The sequence below is a fragment of the Flavicella sediminum genome (assembly GCF_006381105.1).
GTDB classification, from domain to species: Bacteria; Bacteroidota; Bacteroidia; order Flavobacteriales; family Flavobacteriaceae; genus Flavicella; species Flavicella sediminum.
This window is the reverse complement of sequence record NZ_VDET01000036.1, coordinates 104537-122994: the sequence shown is the minus strand read 5'-3', so window position 1 is coordinate 122994 and position 18458 is coordinate 104537. Positions and strand designations below refer to the sequence as shown.

General features: G+C 33.9%; 12 protein-coding genes. 7 read left to right on the top strand and 5 right to left on the bottom strand.

Annotated elements, in window-relative coordinates; translation table 11 throughout:
- Positions 1-7: 7 nt before the first annotated feature.
- The gene (locus FGM02_RS16960) at positions 8-2890 is read right to left on the bottom strand and encodes a glycosyl hydrolase (protein WP_139959689.1); all 2883 of its coding nucleotides are present in this window, start codon (positions 2888-2890) and stop codon (positions 8-10) included.
- 242 nt (positions 2891-3132) lie between these two features.
- On the opposite strand from FGM02_RS16960, the gene FGM02_RS16955 reads away from it, so the two are divergent.
- Complete coding sequence (locus tag FGM02_RS16955) at positions 3133-4581, top strand: sulfatase (RefSeq protein WP_208021545.1); 1449 nt, start codon at positions 3133-3135, stop codon at positions 4579-4581.
- Positions 4582-4622: 41 nt separating this feature from the next.
- Positions 4623-4946 carry an EthD family reductase gene (locus tag FGM02_RS16950; RefSeq protein ID WP_208021544.1) on the top strand — a complete coding sequence of 108 codons (324 nt, stop codon included), beginning with the start codon at positions 4623-4625 and terminating at the stop codon, positions 4944-4946.
- 77 nt (positions 4947-5023) lie between these two features.
- On the opposite strand, the gene FGM02_RS16945 is transcribed toward FGM02_RS16950, so the two are convergent.
- The 4 genes from FGM02_RS16945 to FGM02_RS16930 all read right to left on the bottom strand — a co-directional run bounded on the left by FGM02_RS16945 (position 5024) and on the right by FGM02_RS16930 (position 10699).
- A complete protein-coding gene (locus FGM02_RS16945; protein WP_139959688.1) occupies positions 5024-6934 on the bottom strand; it encodes a sulfatase-like hydrolase/transferase in 1911 nt (636 codons plus the stop codon).
- Between the two features lie 173 nt (positions 6935-7107).
- Positions 7108-7734 carry a hypothetical protein gene (locus FGM02_RS16940; protein WP_139959687.1) on the bottom strand — a complete coding sequence of 209 codons (627 nt, stop codon included), beginning with the start codon at positions 7732-7734 and terminating at the stop codon, positions 7108-7110.
- 190 nt (positions 7735-7924) lie between these two features.
- The gene (locus FGM02_RS16935) at positions 7925-9307 is read right to left on the bottom strand and encodes a hypothetical protein (protein WP_139959686.1); all 1383 of its coding nucleotides are present in this window, start codon (positions 9305-9307) and stop codon (positions 7925-7927) included.
- A gap of 174 nt (positions 9308-9481) precedes the next feature.
- A complete protein-coding gene (locus FGM02_RS16930) occupies positions 9482-10699 on the bottom strand; it encodes an alpha-amylase family protein (protein WP_139959685.1) in 1218 nt (405 codons plus the stop codon).
- Positions 10700-11078: 379 nt separating this feature from the next.
- On the opposite strand from FGM02_RS16930, the gene FGM02_RS16925 reads away from it, so the two are divergent.
- The 5 genes from FGM02_RS16925 to FGM02_RS16905 all read left to right on the top strand — a co-directional run bounded on the left by FGM02_RS16925 (position 11079) and on the right by FGM02_RS16905 (position 18402).
- Positions 11079-14336: a glycosyl hydrolase gene (locus FGM02_RS16925; protein ID WP_139959684.1), complete on the top strand. Its 3258-nt coding sequence runs from the start codon at positions 11079-11081 to the stop codon at positions 14334-14336.
- Between the two features lie 5 nt (positions 14337-14341).
- Positions 14342-15373: a hypothetical protein gene (locus tag FGM02_RS16920; RefSeq protein WP_139959683.1), complete on the top strand. Its 1032-nt coding sequence runs from the start codon at positions 14342-14344 to the stop codon at positions 15371-15373.
- 29 nt (positions 15374-15402) lie between these two features.
- A complete protein-coding gene (locus FGM02_RS16915) occupies positions 15403-16482 on the top strand; it encodes a PKD domain-containing protein (RefSeq protein WP_139959682.1) in 1080 nt (359 codons plus the stop codon).
- 77 nt (positions 16483-16559) lie between these two features.
- Positions 16560-16874 (top strand): L-rhamnose mutarotase, encoded by a 315-nt coding sequence (rhaM, locus tag FGM02_RS16910; protein ID WP_139959681.1) that lies wholly within the window; start codon positions 16560-16562, stop codon positions 16872-16874.
- Positions 16875-16956: 82 nt separating this feature from the next.
- Positions 16957-18402 carry a sulfatase family protein gene (locus tag FGM02_RS16905; RefSeq protein ID WP_139959680.1) on the top strand — a complete coding sequence of 482 codons (1446 nt, stop codon included), beginning with the start codon at positions 16957-16959 and terminating at the stop codon, positions 18400-18402.
- Positions 18403-18458: the final 56 nt, after the last annotated feature.

The window sequence follows — 18458 nt, the reverse complement described above, 5'->3', positions numbered from 1 at the left end:
CTTGAAATTATTTTTTCGCGGCTAAGATGCTTACGGGGCCCATAAGTCCTGAGGTTAAAAGTTCTGCATCTGCTTTATAATGATTATGAGCAGCGTATGTTTTTCGTTTTGAAGTTGCAGGAATTCCCGTTCCATCCATTAGCCAACTAGGAAGTGATGTATTTGATTCTTTAAACTTAGGATATTGTGCATCCCCAATAAGACGATTTGGCCAAAGGTTCGTTACTTTAATTTCTAACGTATTCTTTCCCCTTTTTAGCGCTTCTTTTATATCTATTTTAAATGGAGGTTTCCAAAGCGTACCAAGCTCTTTTCCGTTTAATTTAACCTCTGCTATTACTGCAACTTCACCTAAATCTAATAGAACCGATTTCTTTTTTGTACTAGTATTAAAATTAAAACTAGTTTTATAAGTAGCTGTCCCAGAATAATATTTGATATCCTCATTGGTATGTTCATTCCAAGGAGTTAATTTATCAAATACAATCGTTTCGCTTGTCCCAAAACGTTTGTCCAATGTTACATTCCAATCACCCTCTATGTTTTGAATTTTCTTATAGTTTGGAGATTTGAACGATCCACTAGTTTTTTTAGTTTCCTTTTGAAATACAACAAATATAGATTGTGCAGAAGTCATATCTAATTGAACTTCAGTAGTTCCATTTTTCAATTGTTTCCAGTTGAGGTTTTTAGAAATCTTACCTGTTTCAGGATCCCATAGTTCTGGTTGTTTTCCTGTTACTCTAAAAATGCAAGCCCCTTTGTTAGCATCATAAGATTGATTGGATACAAAATAGAAATCACCATCGTTAATTTTATGGTGAGCATACTCCATTCCTATAGGCAATTTACAATCAGGAGTTACTGCACTTAATGATTTTTTATAGGTTGATGGTAAGTGGATCAGTCCCGAATCCCAATATTTCTTCACCAATGCATTAAATTCTTTAGTTGCGTTTGGATTGGTTTCTATTCCCGGAGTTCTTATTGGTTTTTGAGCAATTACCATAGCTCCATCTTCAGCTAGTTTTCCAAGTTTTTTGATAGATGCTATTCGCATTAATAGATCTCTTTTTAAAGAGAGTATTTTGTATTTTGTATCCAATAACTTCCCTTCGTAGCTTACTCTAATTTCTCCATTTTCATCAACACTCAAATCATCTAAGGAATCAATACCGGCTACGTCAAATTTATAACCTTCTAAAAAGTCAAAATCCAAATGTTCTACTCTTCCTAAAAAATTATTAAATCCACGTTCGTCACCATACATAACCAATGCATCTGCTTGGTTCGTTCCTGTTTGCATTATGTATTGACATCTAGCAATATAGTTGAGCCATGGTTTAGATTTATAAAACCAAGTGTTGTTTCGGTGTATATTAGATCCAAATCTACTCATTGTCATTCCTGGTTTTATATTATCATTCCAAGGTTGATGTGCAGAGGTGTGGAAATAGTAGCGATTAATTCCTTCTGTAAAAGCTTTGTCTCCTATAACCTTTAAATTATAAGGATGTACCGTCCAGTCTCCTTTCATTCTTGTAAATGCTTCTGCACCTACAACTGATCTACCAGATAAATGTGCGGCTGAAGACGAAATATGGCTTGTCCATTTCCAAATATTTCTTTGTCCTTTCGCTTTGTCTTTATACCAAAATTCAGTCATTGGGATGTCAACAAGTTTACTTACTTCCAGAGCATCAAAAGATCCAGAACCGTATGCTTCTGTTGCTAATTTAAGACCGTTCTCATGACATTTTTCTTTGAAAAATTTAAAGTAGTTCTCGTATATTTCGTCTGCAACAGTTTTTCTGAAATCCCATAAAACACGTTCAGAATATTCATTACTTTCTATAATACGACCTGTTGCACAAAGCAATCTAGGAATTAAATTATACCCACGCTTTTCTTGAAAAGTATCTTCAAAATTAGCTGTCCAATTTTGATGACCTACTTCATAACTATCTATAAGAATTGTAGTATAGGCCTTGCTTCCTTTAGCATCCTCTGTTATTTTATCTAGTAAGGCCTCCCAGTGAATTGTAACAGCTTCCTTACTTAATTTATCTAATTCTAAACCAATACCTCCTTTTGATGCAGGTCTAGTTTTTGCAGCTGTTGTTGTGTAACCAATACGAACTACTGTCCAATTATCAGATGGAGGTGTCCAATTAAGTTTTCCGTTTGTATCTATTTTATCTGTTAAAATTATGACATCGCTAAGTTTTATGATTGCATCTTTTGGAGCTTTTTTAGAAGAAGGAGCAAATTCATTTGCTTTTGCTTTTAGATCTGTCAATGATTTTGCTTCCCAGTTAGAAATTCTATACGCAGCATTTTTTGGTTTTGGAAAGGCTAGAATCGCAATGTCTTTGTAAAAATTAAATTCTTTTTGAATTTTATTTAATTCAGGAAGTTTTAATTGAAAAGGTGTCGTTGTTTTCTTATTTATTTCCTGTTCACTCCAAACTAACATTTTCATAGAATTTTTAGGTTTGATCCATGGACCACCCGTACTAGACCAGCCTGAAGCACTATTGATACCCATTTCTAAACCTAATCTGTCAGCTTCGGATATAGCAAATGCGACTTTGTCGTGATACTCTTTGGAATTAAAAACAGTTCCTCCATGAGGAATCCTCAGTCCAACATCAAATAATTGAAATCCGCTTAAACCTACTTTTTTAAAAGATTCTAAATCTTTGGTAATACCTTCTTTAGAAACATTACCATTGACCCAATGCCACCAAGTATGAGCACGAGCTGAATTAGGCGGATTTAAAAAAGAGGCTTCTAGTTGTTGTTCTTTGTCTAAAAGATTTGTAAAAGCTAAAATTGAAAATAGACTTACCAAGATGACGATGATAGAAAAAGGGTATTTAAAATGCATTTTTTTTTAATTTATGGGACATGTTTTATGGAGTCTTGAATTAGTTTTTTTAATAAAACCTTGTTTACTGACATATAAAAGTAATAAGCCTTGCCGATATATTTATCCTGTCGAATCTGTGGGAGTTATTAAAACGGATCTGTTATTTGTTCAGGGTTTTGCAGGATGGAGAATAGATTTGAATTCGTTTTATTTATAGAAGTAATTAAATCAATAATTGAATTCAGATTATAACTTATTTAATGAGAAAAAAAATAGTATTTGTTTTGATGGTAGGCCTATTGCATAGTTTAGTTTCATGCAAAGGAAAAAAGGAAGAATCAAAAAATAAATCAGAAGAAAAACCAAATGTGCTGTTTATAGCTGTGGATGATTTGAATGATTGGATAGGAGTATTGGGAGGACATCCTCAGGCCAAAACTCCAAATATAGACAGGTTAGCAGCTCGTGGTGTTGTATTTAACAATGCCCATTGTCAGGCACCCGTTTGCAATCCTTCCCGTGCTAGTATGATGACTTCTTTGTATCCAAGTACTACAGGAATTTATTTTTTAAATCCTGATATCAATAATTCTCCAGTTGCGAAAAAGCAAGTTGTGATGCCTAAAAGATTTGAGCAAGAAGGGTATACAGTTTTTGGTGGTGGAAAATTATTGCATAACGGAAAAGGTATTAACGAAGCTCATATTCCAAATTATGCGGGACAGTTTGGAGGTTTTGGACCTATGCCTAAAGAAAAAATTAGTGATTATCCAGGGCATCCACTTTGGGACTGGGGTGTGTTTCCAGAAAAAGATGCTCAAATGCCCGATTATAAAATTGCGACTTGGGCAGAAGGTAAGTTGAAGGAGAAATATGAAAACCCTTTTTGGATGGGGGTTGGGTTTTATCGACCACATGTGCCGCAATTTGCGCCGCAAAAATGGTTTGATATGTATCCATTGGAAAGTATACAATTACCAAAAACAATTAAAGATGATTTAAGTGATATTTCTTCTTATGGAATAGATATTACAAGAGAAAAACACGTTTCGCCAACACATAAGTGGGTTTTAGAAAATGATGCTTGGAAGCCATTAGTTCAATCCTATTTAGCATGTGTTAGTTTTGTAGATGAACAAGTGGGAAGAGTACTAACCGCTTTAGATAATGGGGAATATGGAGATAATACGTATGTGGTTTTGTTTAGTGATCACGGATTCCATTTAGGAGAAAAAGACCGTTATGCAAAACGAAGCTTATGGGAAGATGGTACAAGAGTACCTTTGATTATTATAGGTCCTGGTATTGAAAAAGGAAAAGTATGTACTAAACCTGTTCAGTTATTAGATATTTATCCTACGTTGTTGGAGTTAACTGGTCTTAAAGCAGATTCAAAATTGGAAGGGAATTCTTTGGTGCCTTTATTGAAAAATACGCAAGCTAATTGGCCACATTATGCAAGAACTAGTTTTGGTCCTGGTAACTATGCAATTGTTTCTGAAGACTATCGTTTTATTCAATACAAAGACGGTTCGGAAGAGTTTTACAATCATACAAAAGATCCGAATGAATGGTATAATAAAATACAGAATATAGATTACGCAGATGTTATAGCTAAACATCGCGCAGAAATACCAAAGAAGTACCATAGTGTATTAGGTAAAGGATCTACAGGGCATTTGTCTTACAAAGCAGCAGATAAAAATTAAAGTATAGAAATAAATAGTAACACTTCAAATTATAATTAATTATGAATAAAGGAATGATAAAATTAAGTGCATTATATCCTAAACAAGAAGGGAGTCATTTTGATATTGACTATTACTGCAATACGCATACACCAATGGTGGTAAGGCTGTTAGGGGATTCTTTAAAACACTCGGCAGTTGAGCATGGCTTGAGTGGTTTTGAAATAGGTTCTGAATGTACTTTTATGGCATGTGGACATCTATATTTTGATTCGATAGACGAGATGCATAAGTCGTTTGAACCATATTTAGATGAAATTATGGGAGATATTAAAAACTATACCAATGTAACACCTTACTTCCAAATTAGTGAAGTTAAAATTTAAATGATAGTTATAAAATCAAAAGAAAAAGCCAGAGAAATTTAATTTTCTGGCTTTTTTTATGAGTAGCTAAGGCAAGTTTATTTTCTTTTTCCTTTTTTTACTGGTATACCATATCTTAGAAATATACTTGTCATTAATTTACCAGGATATGATGCGTAACGTTTATTAGGTGTATCAGGGTTTATTTCCCATTTAGCAAAATCATTTTGCAAACTCTTCGTTTTTAATTCGCAATCATCCAAAGCTGTAAGAGCAGCAATAACAACAAATATATTGTCTTTTCTTAATGCTTGTTCAGATAGTAATTGTAATGCGTCTTTAGAGTATTTAGATGAAGTGTATTTGACTAAAGCCCACGCAGCTGCAATTTTTACATCATCAGAAGTATCTGTGAGCGCTTTTTCTAACTCTTTTTTGCTTTGTTCTACTGCTTTTTCACCATGCATCATTATTCCCATAGTTGCCCAATATCTTACTATTTTGTTTTCATCAGACATAAGATGAGTCAAGTTAGAGATATCTTCAGGTTTCATTAACGAAGCCATTTCAGCCGTTGAGATAATACGATCAAATGGGTATAATTTAGGATCGTGTCCAAAATCATAAGGAGCTACAGTATTTGTAAATCTTTCGTTTTCAGGAATAAATCCAACATCACGAATATCACGAGCATAGGTTTGTTGTGCTTCACGCATTTTCTTTAAAATACGTTGATGTTCTTTTGAATTTGCAAGATTGTTTATTTCATCAGGATCATTTTTTAGATCATATAATTCTTCAGGTGCTTTTGGTGTTTCCCAAAAAAGACTTTGTGCTTTGTTTAGTTTTCCTTCGTCATACAATTTTTTCCAAGCTGCAGTTGATGAGAAGGGGAAGCGAATTTGAGAATTTACTCGTTGTCCTTGTGAAAATTGTGGCATATAATTTCTAAGATATACGTAACGTCCATTAGAGACACTTCTTACTAAATCTAGACGTTCGTCCATACGACCTCTAAATCCATAAACATAGGGTTGTTCTTTAGTTTGGTGTTTTCCTGCGAAAGCATATCCTTGCATCCATTTAGGAGCTTCAATACCTGCGATACTAAGTACAGTTGGTGCAAAGTCTACAAAACTAATCAAACGGTCCGATCTTCCACCTGCTTTGTATTCCTTAGGCGCAAGATGTTTCCATTTTTCAGGAAAATAAACAACAACCGGAACTTGTAATCCTGCATTATTTGGCCATCTTTTTTGACGCGCGAAACCTGCTCCATGGTCTGCGAAATAAAATACAATTGTATTATCTTCCAATCCTGCTTCGGCAAGTTCAGCAAGTCGCTTTCCTGCAGCTGCATCTACTTTCGTTACACTATTATAATAAGCAGCCCACTCTAAACGCATCGCTTCACAGTCTGGATGGTATTTAGGTAGTTTTACTTTTGAAGGATCGTGTAGTGACTTTGTTCTTTTGCTTTTAGCTTTTCTAGTAATGTCATGTATATGACCTTCATGGCTTTGCGTATTGTTAAAATAAGCAAAAAAAGGTTGTCCAGGTTTACGTTTGTTGTAGTGTGCTTTTATAGAAGACTCGTCCCAAACTCCTTCAGGCGTAGTTAGATTGTAATCTTCTTTTCCATTTCCAGCACAATAATATCCTATATCTCTTAAGTATTTAGGAAACATGTTTTTTCCTTCTGGATATTTAGACATGCTTCGCATATGTTCTCCACCCGAACTAGGACCGGAAATACCTGACCAAAGTGTGGTACGTGCAGCAGCACAGACAGGGGCAGAAGACCATGCATAATTAAAGCACATTCCTTTTTCTGCAAATTTATCTATATGCGGTGTAGTTGCAAAAGCATCGCCATAACACCCCATATGTGGGCCATGATCTTCTGCTACTATCCAAAGTATATTTGGCTTTGAAGCATTGTTATTATTCTGTTTAGACTGTGCATTTAGAAGTATAGAGAATAAGAGTAAAAAATTTATTATTTTCATTTTTGCTTTCTGGTTTAAATTATAAAATTATATTTCTGAGGTAAACGAATAGGTTCCTGATCCAATTTCTAATGCTTGGTAAATTCCATCTCTTTTTTATGTTTTTTAGATCACTTTCTTTTAAAGAATTATTAGCCTCTTTTAGTGTATCATTTTTTCTATTTCAGTTTTTTTTATTGAACCTCAAAAGAATATAATCTTCTAATAATAATGGGTGTATCGATAGAAATCACTGATTTTGTGTCGTAAATAAGTCCAAAACCATTTGCATAATAAAAACGGTCTAAGCCAGTAAGTCGTTCTCCTTCAGGATTCTTGGCATATCGCTCTGAATTTATACATGAAAATTCACCTGCTTCAACATTTAGAGTTGTAGTTTCATCAATTAAAGTTTCATATATATTGCCCCAATCATTTTCTTTCAATAACCGTTCTTCAAAATTATTATTTGTAAATTTTATAGCTCCTTTTTCATTTATCAAGTTGCCTTCAAATTCTCTTAAAAATTCAAAATGTTCCCCATTCTCATTATCTAAAACGATGTTCTGTTCGTTTCCTGTTGTAAATCGTCTAAATTTATAATAAGTTTCTCCTGAAATTTTTTGAGTGCTTACAATACTGATAGAATCTTTAACGCCAACATCATTATAGGTTTCTGTATATCGGTTATACTTGTAGTTTTTGTAGACCCAATAATTGCCCACAGTTAAAGCAAAAAAATTATCATCAGTAGAATTATCTGATTCTGTGCAAGAAATAGTAAATGCAACTAAGCAAAAGCATACGAATAAATGTCTCATAATATTTGATTTAATTAATTAATGAAAATATGCGTAGTTGTTTGCTATAGTATTATTTTTAGGTTAATCTGTTAAGAGTACAATATTATCAATTAAAAAATTCTAAGGCATCCTGTTGTTTCTAGTTACTTTAAGCAAGAAAAGCCAGAGACTTATAATTCTCTGACTTTTTTTAATAAATTAAGTGTTTTTAAAAAAGTGTTAGATTGTTATCCAACCTTCTAGTAGCGGTTATAATTTCATTTGGAGTTCCGTATAAGATATACACCTCATTTCTGTAGGCTTCATAGACTCCTTCACCTGCATAAGTTCCAATATCATCTAGTCTATCACGACTTATCATTCCTTTTAATCTACCCGCAAAACCATATTTGCTCATTGATGCATTACGCGTTGCATCCCAAATCATACCTGAAGTAGATTCTCTAGAATCTGTATAAATAATGTTGTTTCCTTTAACACCAATAACTACTTCAGTATTTACTGCTGTTTTAGGCCTGTAAACACAAAGCGCTTTTCCAAGGTTTCTATTTGTGTTATCAGCAATCATAAATGCAGTTCCATCACTATCTGCTGGTTGTGTTTTAAGTTCAATTTTGTCGTTAGGTGTTATTGTTGCCCAAGTGCGGTCTGTTTTTCTATAGATAACATTTTTAGGATTCCATCTTGCTAAATCATGTCTTAAAGACCAAACCATGATCATCTTATTCATATCTATATCAGTTCCTGGGTAAACACCTACAGGTGCATTTACGGAAATATCATTTTGAATAGCACTCGGCTTCCATAAAGGTGATATATCACTACTATGTTGGTTGATACAATGTCCTGCTTTACGTATAAATGACATTCTGTAACTGTGCTTGATAATACCTATGTTAATTCCATATTGACCAGAGATGTCTTTATAAAATCCATTGTAATCCCATTCACTTCTAACTTCAGTTAATTGTTTTCCAGGTAAATCACTTTCATCAATATCATCCCTATCTGCATTTTTAAGATCGTTTTTTTCAGAACCTGGACCAATGTTTTCCCATTCCGTATAATCATATTTACCATCACCATGCCATGTAGCTAATTTTCTTCTTGGCATTGTTAAAGTTTTTCCATCTGCAGATGTGTTAATTACAACGGGAGTACCTTGGTATTCATTAAATCCTGCTTGGGTAGGGTTGTAAACACCTCCATGTCCACTATCTCTTATTGCAACTTGTCCTACTCTACCATACTTATCTGCTTCTTGCCCCATAATATCACCGATACCAGGAATTATAATTTGGTTAATTACACCACCTGCCTGATCAGTAACTCCAATTTGAAAGCCTGAATTACCAGACGGTAAAGTGTGTGTGGTTCTTCTAAAGTAAGTAGGTGTGCCTGGTATTGTGTCAGAAAATGCAATGACAGGTAAAGATTTGTTTTCTAAAGAGCTTAATTTAGATTTTTTTTCTGTTTCTGAATTTTCTAAAGCGTTGGAATTGTCAAAGTCAATTTCATTATTACAACTAGCTACTAATACTAGTGAAATTGGTAAAATTACCCTTAAAAAATTAATTTTTCTTTTGTTCATACTCTTGGTTTATTTTTTTGGTTTATACATACACTTATGTGTATCTTTTGGCAAGGTATGTGATAGAAATCTTAATGACATCCCGTTGTTTCTGTCTAGTAATTTTTTAAATGTTGTTATACTATTGCTGTATTGATGAAGTAATTTATATAAGGGAAAATTATTTGATACGTTTTAAACTCCTAAACTAACATCCAAAATAGCTATAGCATCCATAATCTCTTTTGGTGTGCCATAAAGTATGTAAACTTCATTTCGAAAAGCTTCATATGTGTTTCCATCTAGTTGCGTTCTATTAATCATTCCTCGTAACAGATCAACAAAACCATATTTACTCATTGTTTGAATTCGTTTAGGACTGTATTGAATTTTCTGTGTAGTCGTTCTTTTGTCTTTATACACAATGCTTCCATTAGTTTCATTAACTCCAATAATGGTATTTGTATTGATGTCTGTTTTAGGGCGATAAATTGCTAGTGCTTTCCCTTGTGTTTCAATATTAGAATCAGCATTTATAAAAATAGTATTGTCGCCAGAAGGGAAATCTTCTTCTCCATCTATTTTGCCTACATTGTCCATAATAAGTGTTGCCCATGCTCCATTTGTTTTTCTATAATAGGTATACTTGGGAGTCCATTTTGCTCTATCGTGTCTTAAAGACCAAACGCTTGTCATTCTATTCAAATCTTTATCTGAACCTGGATGTACTCCTGCAGGGTTTTTAACTGAAATGTCTGACTGAACTGGTTGAGGATTCCATAATTTTGTGCCAGCTCTATGTTGATTGATACAGTGTCCTGGCGGACGAATAAAAGATATTTGGTAGTAATGTCTTATAATAGCGATATCAATTCCGTTTTTACCAGAAATATCTTCGTAAGTTCCATAATAATCAAACTCACTTCTTACTTCATCTAATTGTTTTCCCGGTAAGTCCTCTTCATCAAGTCCATCTTCATCCGTATTTCCACCATCAGTTTTATAGGGATCAGCACCTATGTTTTCCCAGCGGGTAAAGTCGTATTGACCATCTCCATGCCATAAAGCCATTGGCCTCGGTTCAACCACTAATTTATTAGGTGTTTGAGTAATGGCACATTTTGATCCTAAAGTTTCATTGAAGCCAGCTTGTGTTGGGTTGTATCTACCACCATGAGATGAGTCTCTTATGGCGACTTGTCCAGCTCTACCATATAAATCTGCTTCTTCTGTCATGATATCTCCAATACCCGGAATGATAATCTCGTTAATCACACCACCCGCGTTTGATGTGATACCCAATTGAAAACCCGAGGAACCAGATGTCAAATGATGTGTGGTAATTCGAGGGTTAGACTCTGAAATGATTGCAAATTCTGTTAAAGGTTCCTCTGGAACTTCTTCTTCCTCCAAGATTATTGCGTCTTTTTGGCAACTAGTTATCAGTTGAAATATTGTAATTAAAAGAATGTTTAAAAAAACAAGTTTATTTATTTTCATGCGTATTATAAATGATTCTTGTTCCTAGTTACAACTATGAGTACAAGAAGTGTTCAGCTTCAAATATAAAGTACTGATGCTTAAATTGTATCCTGTTGTTTATGGTTTGGGTCAAATAAAGTGAAGTAACTTTTTTATTCTTTAGTTTAGACCATAAAGTGCAGGATGCGTAAAACAGCATTTAATTGTTTATTTACGGAAGCTTATCAGTGAAAAATGTTTTTTATTAGAATTTAAGAAATTACTGAGAAGACAATAAACAATAATTATATAATTACAAGGTATACCAATTATGAAATTTCTATCAACAAATTTTAAAATTATTATCGTTTTATTCGCACTTATTTTCAATAGTTGTGAAACCTCTAAAGAGGATAAACTTGATTTAGAAAAACTAAAAGCTGGATTTATTACTCCAACAGATGATAATACACTTTGGTGTTATTGGTATTGGATTGGTGATGATATTTCTAAAGATGGAATTACCAAAGATTTAGAAGCAATGAAGGCAGCCGGAATTGGTGGTGCTTTGATAGGAAATATAAATCCTGATGAAAAAGACGGAAAAGTTCCTATGTTAAGTGAGGAATGGTGGTCGCATATGGTGCATGCAGTCAATGAAGGAAAACGTATAGGTGTTGATATCGGTGCATTTAATTGTCCGGGTTGGAGTCAGTCTGGTGGACCTTGGGTAAAGTCGGATATGGCGATGCGTTATGTAACTTATTCTGAAGTTAAATTAGAAGGAGGGAAAAATATAGATGTACAATTAGCACAACCTTTTGAAGAATTTCAAGATACGTATGTGTTGGCATTTCCATCCATAAAGGCAGAGGGAATTACAAGTTCTCAAAAAAGCACTAAAATTGTAATTAAGCCTACAGTTAAAAATGGGAATAACTTAACTGATGGGAATAATAATTCTGTAACTAGTTTTGCAAATAAAGTTGGGAAATATGAAGTTGAACTAACAACTAAAAATGAGATAGTAGCGAATAGTTTACATCTTATTCCAGGACAAAAGAATATGTTTTTGAAAGCTGAGGTATTCGCCATGACTGATGGAAAATATAAAAAAATTAAAACATTTACGGTTGATAGACGAAAACTAACACCAAACGTGGGAGCCGATAAGTACGCTCATTTAGTAATAAGTTTACCTGGAGTAAAATCAAATCGTTTTAAAGTAATTTTTAAACAGTTAAATAAAGGAAACGCTGCACAGCAAAAGCAATCTTGGGATCTTGGAGAACTTGTAATTTCTGAAGCATCAGGAATGGAGAGTTTTGCTAGAAAAAGTTTGGCTAAAATGCATCCAACACCATTTCCAGCTTGGAATAGTTATAAATGGGATCAACAAAAAGACGTGGATGCTTCTTTAAAAGTAGGATCAAATGACGTGATTGACATTAGCGATAAAATGGATGCTAGTGGAAAGCTTAGTTGGAATGCACCAGCAGGTAATTGGACAGTACAACGTTTTGGAATGACACCTACTGGAACAAAAAATTCACCATCGGCACCACAAGGAAAAGGATATGAAGTGGATAAAGCAAATAAAGCCTTGGCTCAGTATCATTACTCACAATTTATCGGGGAATTTTTAAAACGAATTCCTGAAGAAAGTAAAAGCGCCTTTAAATATGTAATTGCTGATAGTTACGAAATGGGTTCTCAAAACTGGACAGACGGTTATGAAGCTAAATTTGAAGCCAAGTTTGGTTACAATCCTAAGAAATATTTACCTGTATTTACAGGAAGAATTGTAGGAAGTGTAGAAGAGTCTGAACGTTTCTTGTGGGATTTACGTCGTTCTATTGCAGATGCAGTTGCTTACGAATATACAGGAGGTTTAAGAGAAGCAAGTAATAAAGACAATTTACAACTTTGGTTAGAAAATTATGGTCACTGGGGATTTCCATCAGAATTCTTAATGTATGGTGGTCAATCTGATTTAGTTAGTGGAGAATTTTGGAATGAAGGAACTTTAGGAGATATAGAATGTAAATCTGCATCATCTGCAGCTCATATTTATGGGAAAAACAGAGTGTCTGCTGAGGCGTTCACTGCTGGAAATCGTTCATATGTTCGACATCCTGCAATGCTTAAGAAAAGAGGGGATTGGTCTTTAACAGAAGGAATCAATCATTTTGTGTTGCATTTATATATCCATCAACCAGACGATGCTAGAGTACCAGGAGTAAATGCTTGGTTTAGTACAGAATTTAACCGTCACAATACATGGTTTAAAAAATCTAAATCTTATTTCGATTATTTGAGAAGATCTCAACATATGCTGCAACAAGGAAAATATGCGGCAGATGTTTGTTATTTTATTGGAGAAGATGCACCAATTATGACAGGAGTTAGAAATCCGGAATTACCAAAAGGATATTCTTATGATTATATCAATGCTGAGGTAATTATAAATGGAATGTCTGTAAAAGATGGAAAGTTAGTTTTACCTGATGGAATGACATACAGTTTAATGGTATTGCCTCCATTTGATACCATGAGACCAGAGCTTTTAGAGAAATTAGAATCTTTAGTAGCACAAGGTGGTAAGATTTATGGAAAGGCTCCTGTGAAATCTCCAAGTTTACAAAACTATCCTGAAAGTGATGAAAAAGTGAAAGCGGTTGCAGCTAAAATGTGGGGAAGCAGTGATGCTAAACTAAAATCATATGGAAAAGGTGCTATTGTAGACGGTTTGGAATTGCAAGATGCACTTACGAAATTGAACATCGACAAGGATGTAGATTTAAATGGACAAGCATCTGTTCTTTGGACACACAGAACAATGCCAGGTATGGAAATTTATTTCTTAACTAACCAAAGTGATCAAGTAATTGAATTCTCACCTTCATTTAGAGTCAATGGAATGAAGCCTCAATTATGGGATGCAGTTAGTGGAACAATGAAGGATTTACCTGATTTTAAGAATGTAAATGGTCGTACTGCAGTGCCAATAAAAATGGAAGCATTGCAAAGTTGGTTTGTTGTCTTTACTGAAGCAGAAAACACGAAAGATGTTAAGAATCAAAATAATTTCCCTGAAACAAAAATTGTACAGACATTAGAAAATTCTTGGAAAGTTGATTTCAAAAACAAAGAAATTGGACCAAAAACTATCGTTGATTTCCCATCGTTAACTGACTGGATAACTAGTGAAGATGATAAAATAAAGTTCTACTCAGGTACGGCTGTTTACACGTCAACTTTTGATTATTCGGCAAAGGACACTGAGAATGATGTTTTTATTGATTTAGGGAAAGTAGGTATTATGGCGACTGTTAAAATTAATGGAAAAAATATTGGAACTACATGGATAGCCCCTTTTAAATTAAATGCGAATAATGTACTTAAAGAAGGTGAAAATACAATTGAAGTAGAAGTTGTGAATGTTTGGAGAAATAGATTAACTGGTGATAGAGCTTTAAGTAAAGAAGAGCGAACGACTTGGGTTATTATAGATAGTGCTACAAAAGCAGAAGAGCTAATTACTTCTGGCTTATTAGGACCTGTTACAATTCAAGCAGCAAAAAATTAAATAGAATGAAAAAGTTCATTTTTAGCACTGTTATATTATTCTCTATAGTCAGTTGTAAAGTCAATAAGAATAATTCGGAGAAATCTGTTGCAACAATTATTGATACCAACCAAAAAGAAGTTGGTCTCGATAATGGTGTCTTGTCTTTGAAATTAGATTTGACTAGAGGAGGAGCTATTTTTTATATTTCCGAATCTGGGAAAGAAAGAAATATTGTGAATGTACACGATGAAGGTCGTTATATTCAGCAATCTTATTATGCCGGTAAAAGCATAAATAGAACTAAAGATGGACAAAATCCAGATTGGTCTCCTTGGTCTTGGAATCCTATTCAAGTAGGAGATTCTTATAAAAATAGAGCCGAGATTGTTGCTTGTACAAAAACAGAAAATACCTTGTATGTAAAATGTATACCAATGTTATGGGATATGAATAACGAACCTGCCGAGGCAACTATTGAACAATGGAGTACGTTAGAAGGGAACGTAATCAAAGTTCATAATAGATTGACTTGTTTTCGAAAAGACAGTATCTATGATACTCAAAGAGATAAAAAAGCTAATGCTGTAAAATCAGAATCAGAAAAAGGATTGTATGATATATATACGGAAGATGGGGGAGCTCCGAGTCAAGAACTTCCTGCAGTGTATCCTATTTCTGCGCTTAAAAATTTATACAGCTATTTTGGAAAAGCTCCTTTTACAGGAGATACTTTAGACAACCCCGTTGTTGAACATTTAGAAGATGGTTTTTGGGGACGTTATAAGAATCAAAAAGTATCAGAACATTGGATGGCGTTTGTTGATGACAATAAATGGGGATTGGGAGTGTATACTCCTATTGCTTCAAATTTCTTAGCAGGTATGGCAGGTGCTCCTGGGTTCGAAAGTACAGATAGTCAAACTTCTTATATAGCGCCTATAAAAGCAGTTGCATTGAAGAAAAACGATGTGTTTGAATATGATTATTGGTTAATTGTAGGTGATTTAGATGACATACGTTCTAAAGTTTACAAACTGAATGAGACACTGAAATAAAGACAGTTGCTATTTCTAGCTATTTATACATGAGTAGAAAAATTTTATATATAATTTGTGTTACATTCTTTCTAGGATGTTCATTTTGCTCTTTTGGACAAAGATCTAAAGAATATAAAGTGTATCAGTTTCCGAAGAATGAAATGCCAAGAATTGATGGTGAGTTTTCTGACTGGAAAAGCGTACCAGATTCTTATAGCATAGGTTTAAAACAAATGAAGGAAACCGTAAGGGGATTAGATTTTGATTTAGACCCTAAAGATTATGATGTAGATGTGAAGGTAGCTTGGGTAAAAGATTTGAATAGACTTTATTTTTATGTAGAATCGTATGATGATTTTTGGGATTTTGAAGACAAAGGCTTGAGACAAGATATTTTTGAAGTAGTTGTAGATGCTGATTTATCAGGTGGTCCTTTTATTAAAAAGGACAATGGTAATTTAGACCATTTTTCTGTAGAAAAATTGCATTTCAAAGGTCATGGTTCTCATGCACAGAATTATCATGTTTTTACTCCTGCTGTAAATAAAGACCCTGCTATGGTTTGGGGAAACACACCATGGATAAAGGACTTTCCGTATTTTAATATTGCTTATGATTACAAATTTAAGCATGGGAAAAAAGGAAAACTTAAAATGGAGTTTTGGATTACTCCTTTTGATCATGCTGATTATTCGGGAATTGAAGCTTCTAGAATAAGTCAGCTACAAGAAAATGAAATTATTGGTTTGTCCTGGTGTGGTATCGATTATGATGGAGGGAAATCAGAGTCTTTTATCAACTTAGCACATGATACCCGAATGATTCGAAATGCAAGTTATTTGAATTTATTTAGGTTGATGCCTTTAGAGAAAGAGCATCAAAATAACATTCAAGCAGATTGGTCTTTTATAGAAATAGATAGAAAAGAACGATGGATTCAATTTAAAGATAAATCGTTTGGAGATATAGAAACGTGGCATTGGGATTTTGGAGATGGAACTATATCAAATGAGAAGAACCCATCACACCATTATGAAAAAGGAGGCGAATGGATCGTTGTATTGACAATTTCAAGTTCTAGTGAAACTTCAGTTCGTTCAAAAGTGTGGGAAATTGTTACAGAATAAATTGATAACTATTTTTTCATCCTATGTAAATAGGTTAATGGTTAAAACTTATAACTGAAAAATAAAGATTTACTGAAATGATTAGAAAAGTATTTAAAATGAAGTTGCTTCCAAATAACTTGGAAGAATACACAAAAAGACATAACCCCATTTGGTTAGAATTATATGACATGTTAAAGGAATATGGTGTGACCAATTATAGTATTTCTTTAGATGAAGAAACGAATAGCTTATTTGCATATGCTGAAATTGCTTCAGAAGAAATGTGGGCCGCAATATCGAAAACAGAAATCTGTAAAAAGTGGTGGGAGCATATGGCTTTTTTAATGGAAACTAATGAAGATAATAGTCCTGTGGCTACCGAATTGAAAGAAGTTTTTTACATGGAGTAAAAATTAAAAATAATGTTGTCTATTCTTTTTTTGTAATAAAGAAATGGGACGTTATCAAAATATAATTTCAAAGAAATAAAAAATGATTAGAACAAATAAAATAGTACTGTTGATTTTGGGACTTAGCTTAGTCATATCCTGTACGATGAAAAAAGGAAATACGGTAGATACAGCGACAGAAAAAAAGCCAAATGTATTAATTATTTTGGCAGATCAGTGGAGAGCTCAGGCAACTGGCTATGCAGGTGATCCGAATATCAAAACCCCACATTTAGATAGTTTAGCAGCGATTAGTGTTAATTTTAAAAACGCGGTATCAGGTATGCCCGTTTGTTCGCCTTTTAAAGCTTCTCTTTTAACAGGGCAACGACCATTAACTCATGGTGTTTTTATGAACGATGTTCAATTGGACACCAATGCTGTTAGTATGGCTAAAGTACTAAGCAAGCAAGGATACGAAACTGGCTTTATTGGAAAATGGCATATAGATGGACATGGTAGATTGCAAAATGTATTACCTGGTAATAGAAGACAGGGATTCCAATTTTGGATGGGGAATGAATGTACGCATAACTACAACGGGTCTGTATATTATGACAATGATGATCCTAAAAGAAATATATGGAAGGGCTATGATACTTTTGCACAAACGGATGCTGCAATTGAGTATATGAATACAAAAGACACTAGCGAAAAGCCATTTTTATTACTGCTTTCTTATGGAACACCCCATGCGCCCTATCATTCTGCTCCTAAGGAGTATAGAGCTAAGTTTCGTCCGGAGGATATGATTTTGCGAGGGAATGTTCCTGAGCATATGAAGAAAAAAGTTAGAAAAGATCTTGCAGGTTATTATGCACATATTTCGGCTTTGGATGACATGATTGGAAAGGTTGTTCAAAACTTAAGAAATACCAATCAGTTAGACAATACCATTATTGTAGTAACGGCAGATCATGGTGATTTATTAGGTTCTCACGGAGCTTACAAAAAGCAACAACCTTATAAGGAATCTGCAGGAGTCCCTATGTTATATCATATTCCACAAAGTATGAATATAACTCCAGGTACTAGAGATGCATTGATGAATTCAGAAGATATTATGCCAACAATTTTGGCTTTGTGTGATGTTGAAATTCCTGACACAGTAGAAGGAATAAACTATAGACCTTATTTAGAAGGAAAAGAAAACGTTGGTGAATCTACTTTATTGACATGTGTACAACCATTCGGTCAATGGAATGAGGTACAACATGGTGGAAAAGAATATAGAGCTGTGAAGACAAAGAAATATACCTATGCAAAAGATTTGAAAGGTGCTTGGTTGTTATTTGATGACGAGAATGATCCTTTCCAAATAAATAATTTAGTTGGGAATAAAGCGTATGCTTCTATTCAAAATAATTTAGAAAAAGAATTGGCAAAGTTATTAAAAGATACAAATGATGAATTTCTTCCCGGAAGGCATTATGTAGATAAATGGGGGTATCCTTTAGATGCAACAGGAACTGTTCCTTATACACATTAGAGTAAAATGATACTAGGAAATTAAGAATTCTATTTGATATAGAACTGATTTTTTTC

Coding starts and splice junctions, on each gene's coding strand:
- FGM02_RS16915 (WP_139959682.1), top strand. CDS start 15,403: ATGAGTAGAAAAATTTTATATATAATTTGTGTTACATTCTTTCTAGGA.
- FGM02_RS16960 (WP_139959689.1), bottom strand. CDS start 2,890: ATGCATTTTAAATACCCTTTTTCTATCATCGTCATCTTGGTAAGTCTA.
- FGM02_RS16955 (WP_208021545.1), top strand. CDS start 3,133: ATGAGAAAAAAAATAGTATTTGTTTTGATGGTAGGCCTATTGCATAGT.
- FGM02_RS16940 (WP_139959687.1), bottom strand. CDS start 7,734: ATGAGACATTTATTCGTATGCTTTTGCTTAGTTGCATTTACTATTTCT.
- FGM02_RS16945 (WP_139959688.1), bottom strand. CDS start 6,934: ATGAAAATAATAAATTTTTTACTCTTATTCTCTATACTTCTAAATGCA.
- FGM02_RS16905 (WP_139959680.1), top strand. CDS start 16,957: ATGATTAGAACAAATAAAATAGTACTGTTGATTTTGGGACTTAGCTTA.
- FGM02_RS16925 (WP_139959684.1), top strand. CDS start 11,079: ATGAAATTTCTATCAACAAATTTTAAAATTATTATCGTTTTATTCGCA.
- FGM02_RS16920 (WP_139959683.1), top strand. CDS start 14,342: ATGAAAAAGTTCATTTTTAGCACTGTTATATTATTCTCTATAGTCAGT.
- rhaM (WP_139959681.1), top strand. CDS start 16,560: ATGATTAGAAAAGTATTTAAAATGAAGTTGCTTCCAAATAACTTGGAA.
- FGM02_RS16950 (WP_208021544.1), top strand. CDS start 4,623: ATGAATAAAGGAATGATAAAATTAAGTGCATTATATCCTAAACAAGAA.
- FGM02_RS16935 (WP_139959686.1), bottom strand. CDS start 9,307: ATGAACAAAAGAAAAATTAATTTTTTAAGGGTAATTTTACCAATTTCA.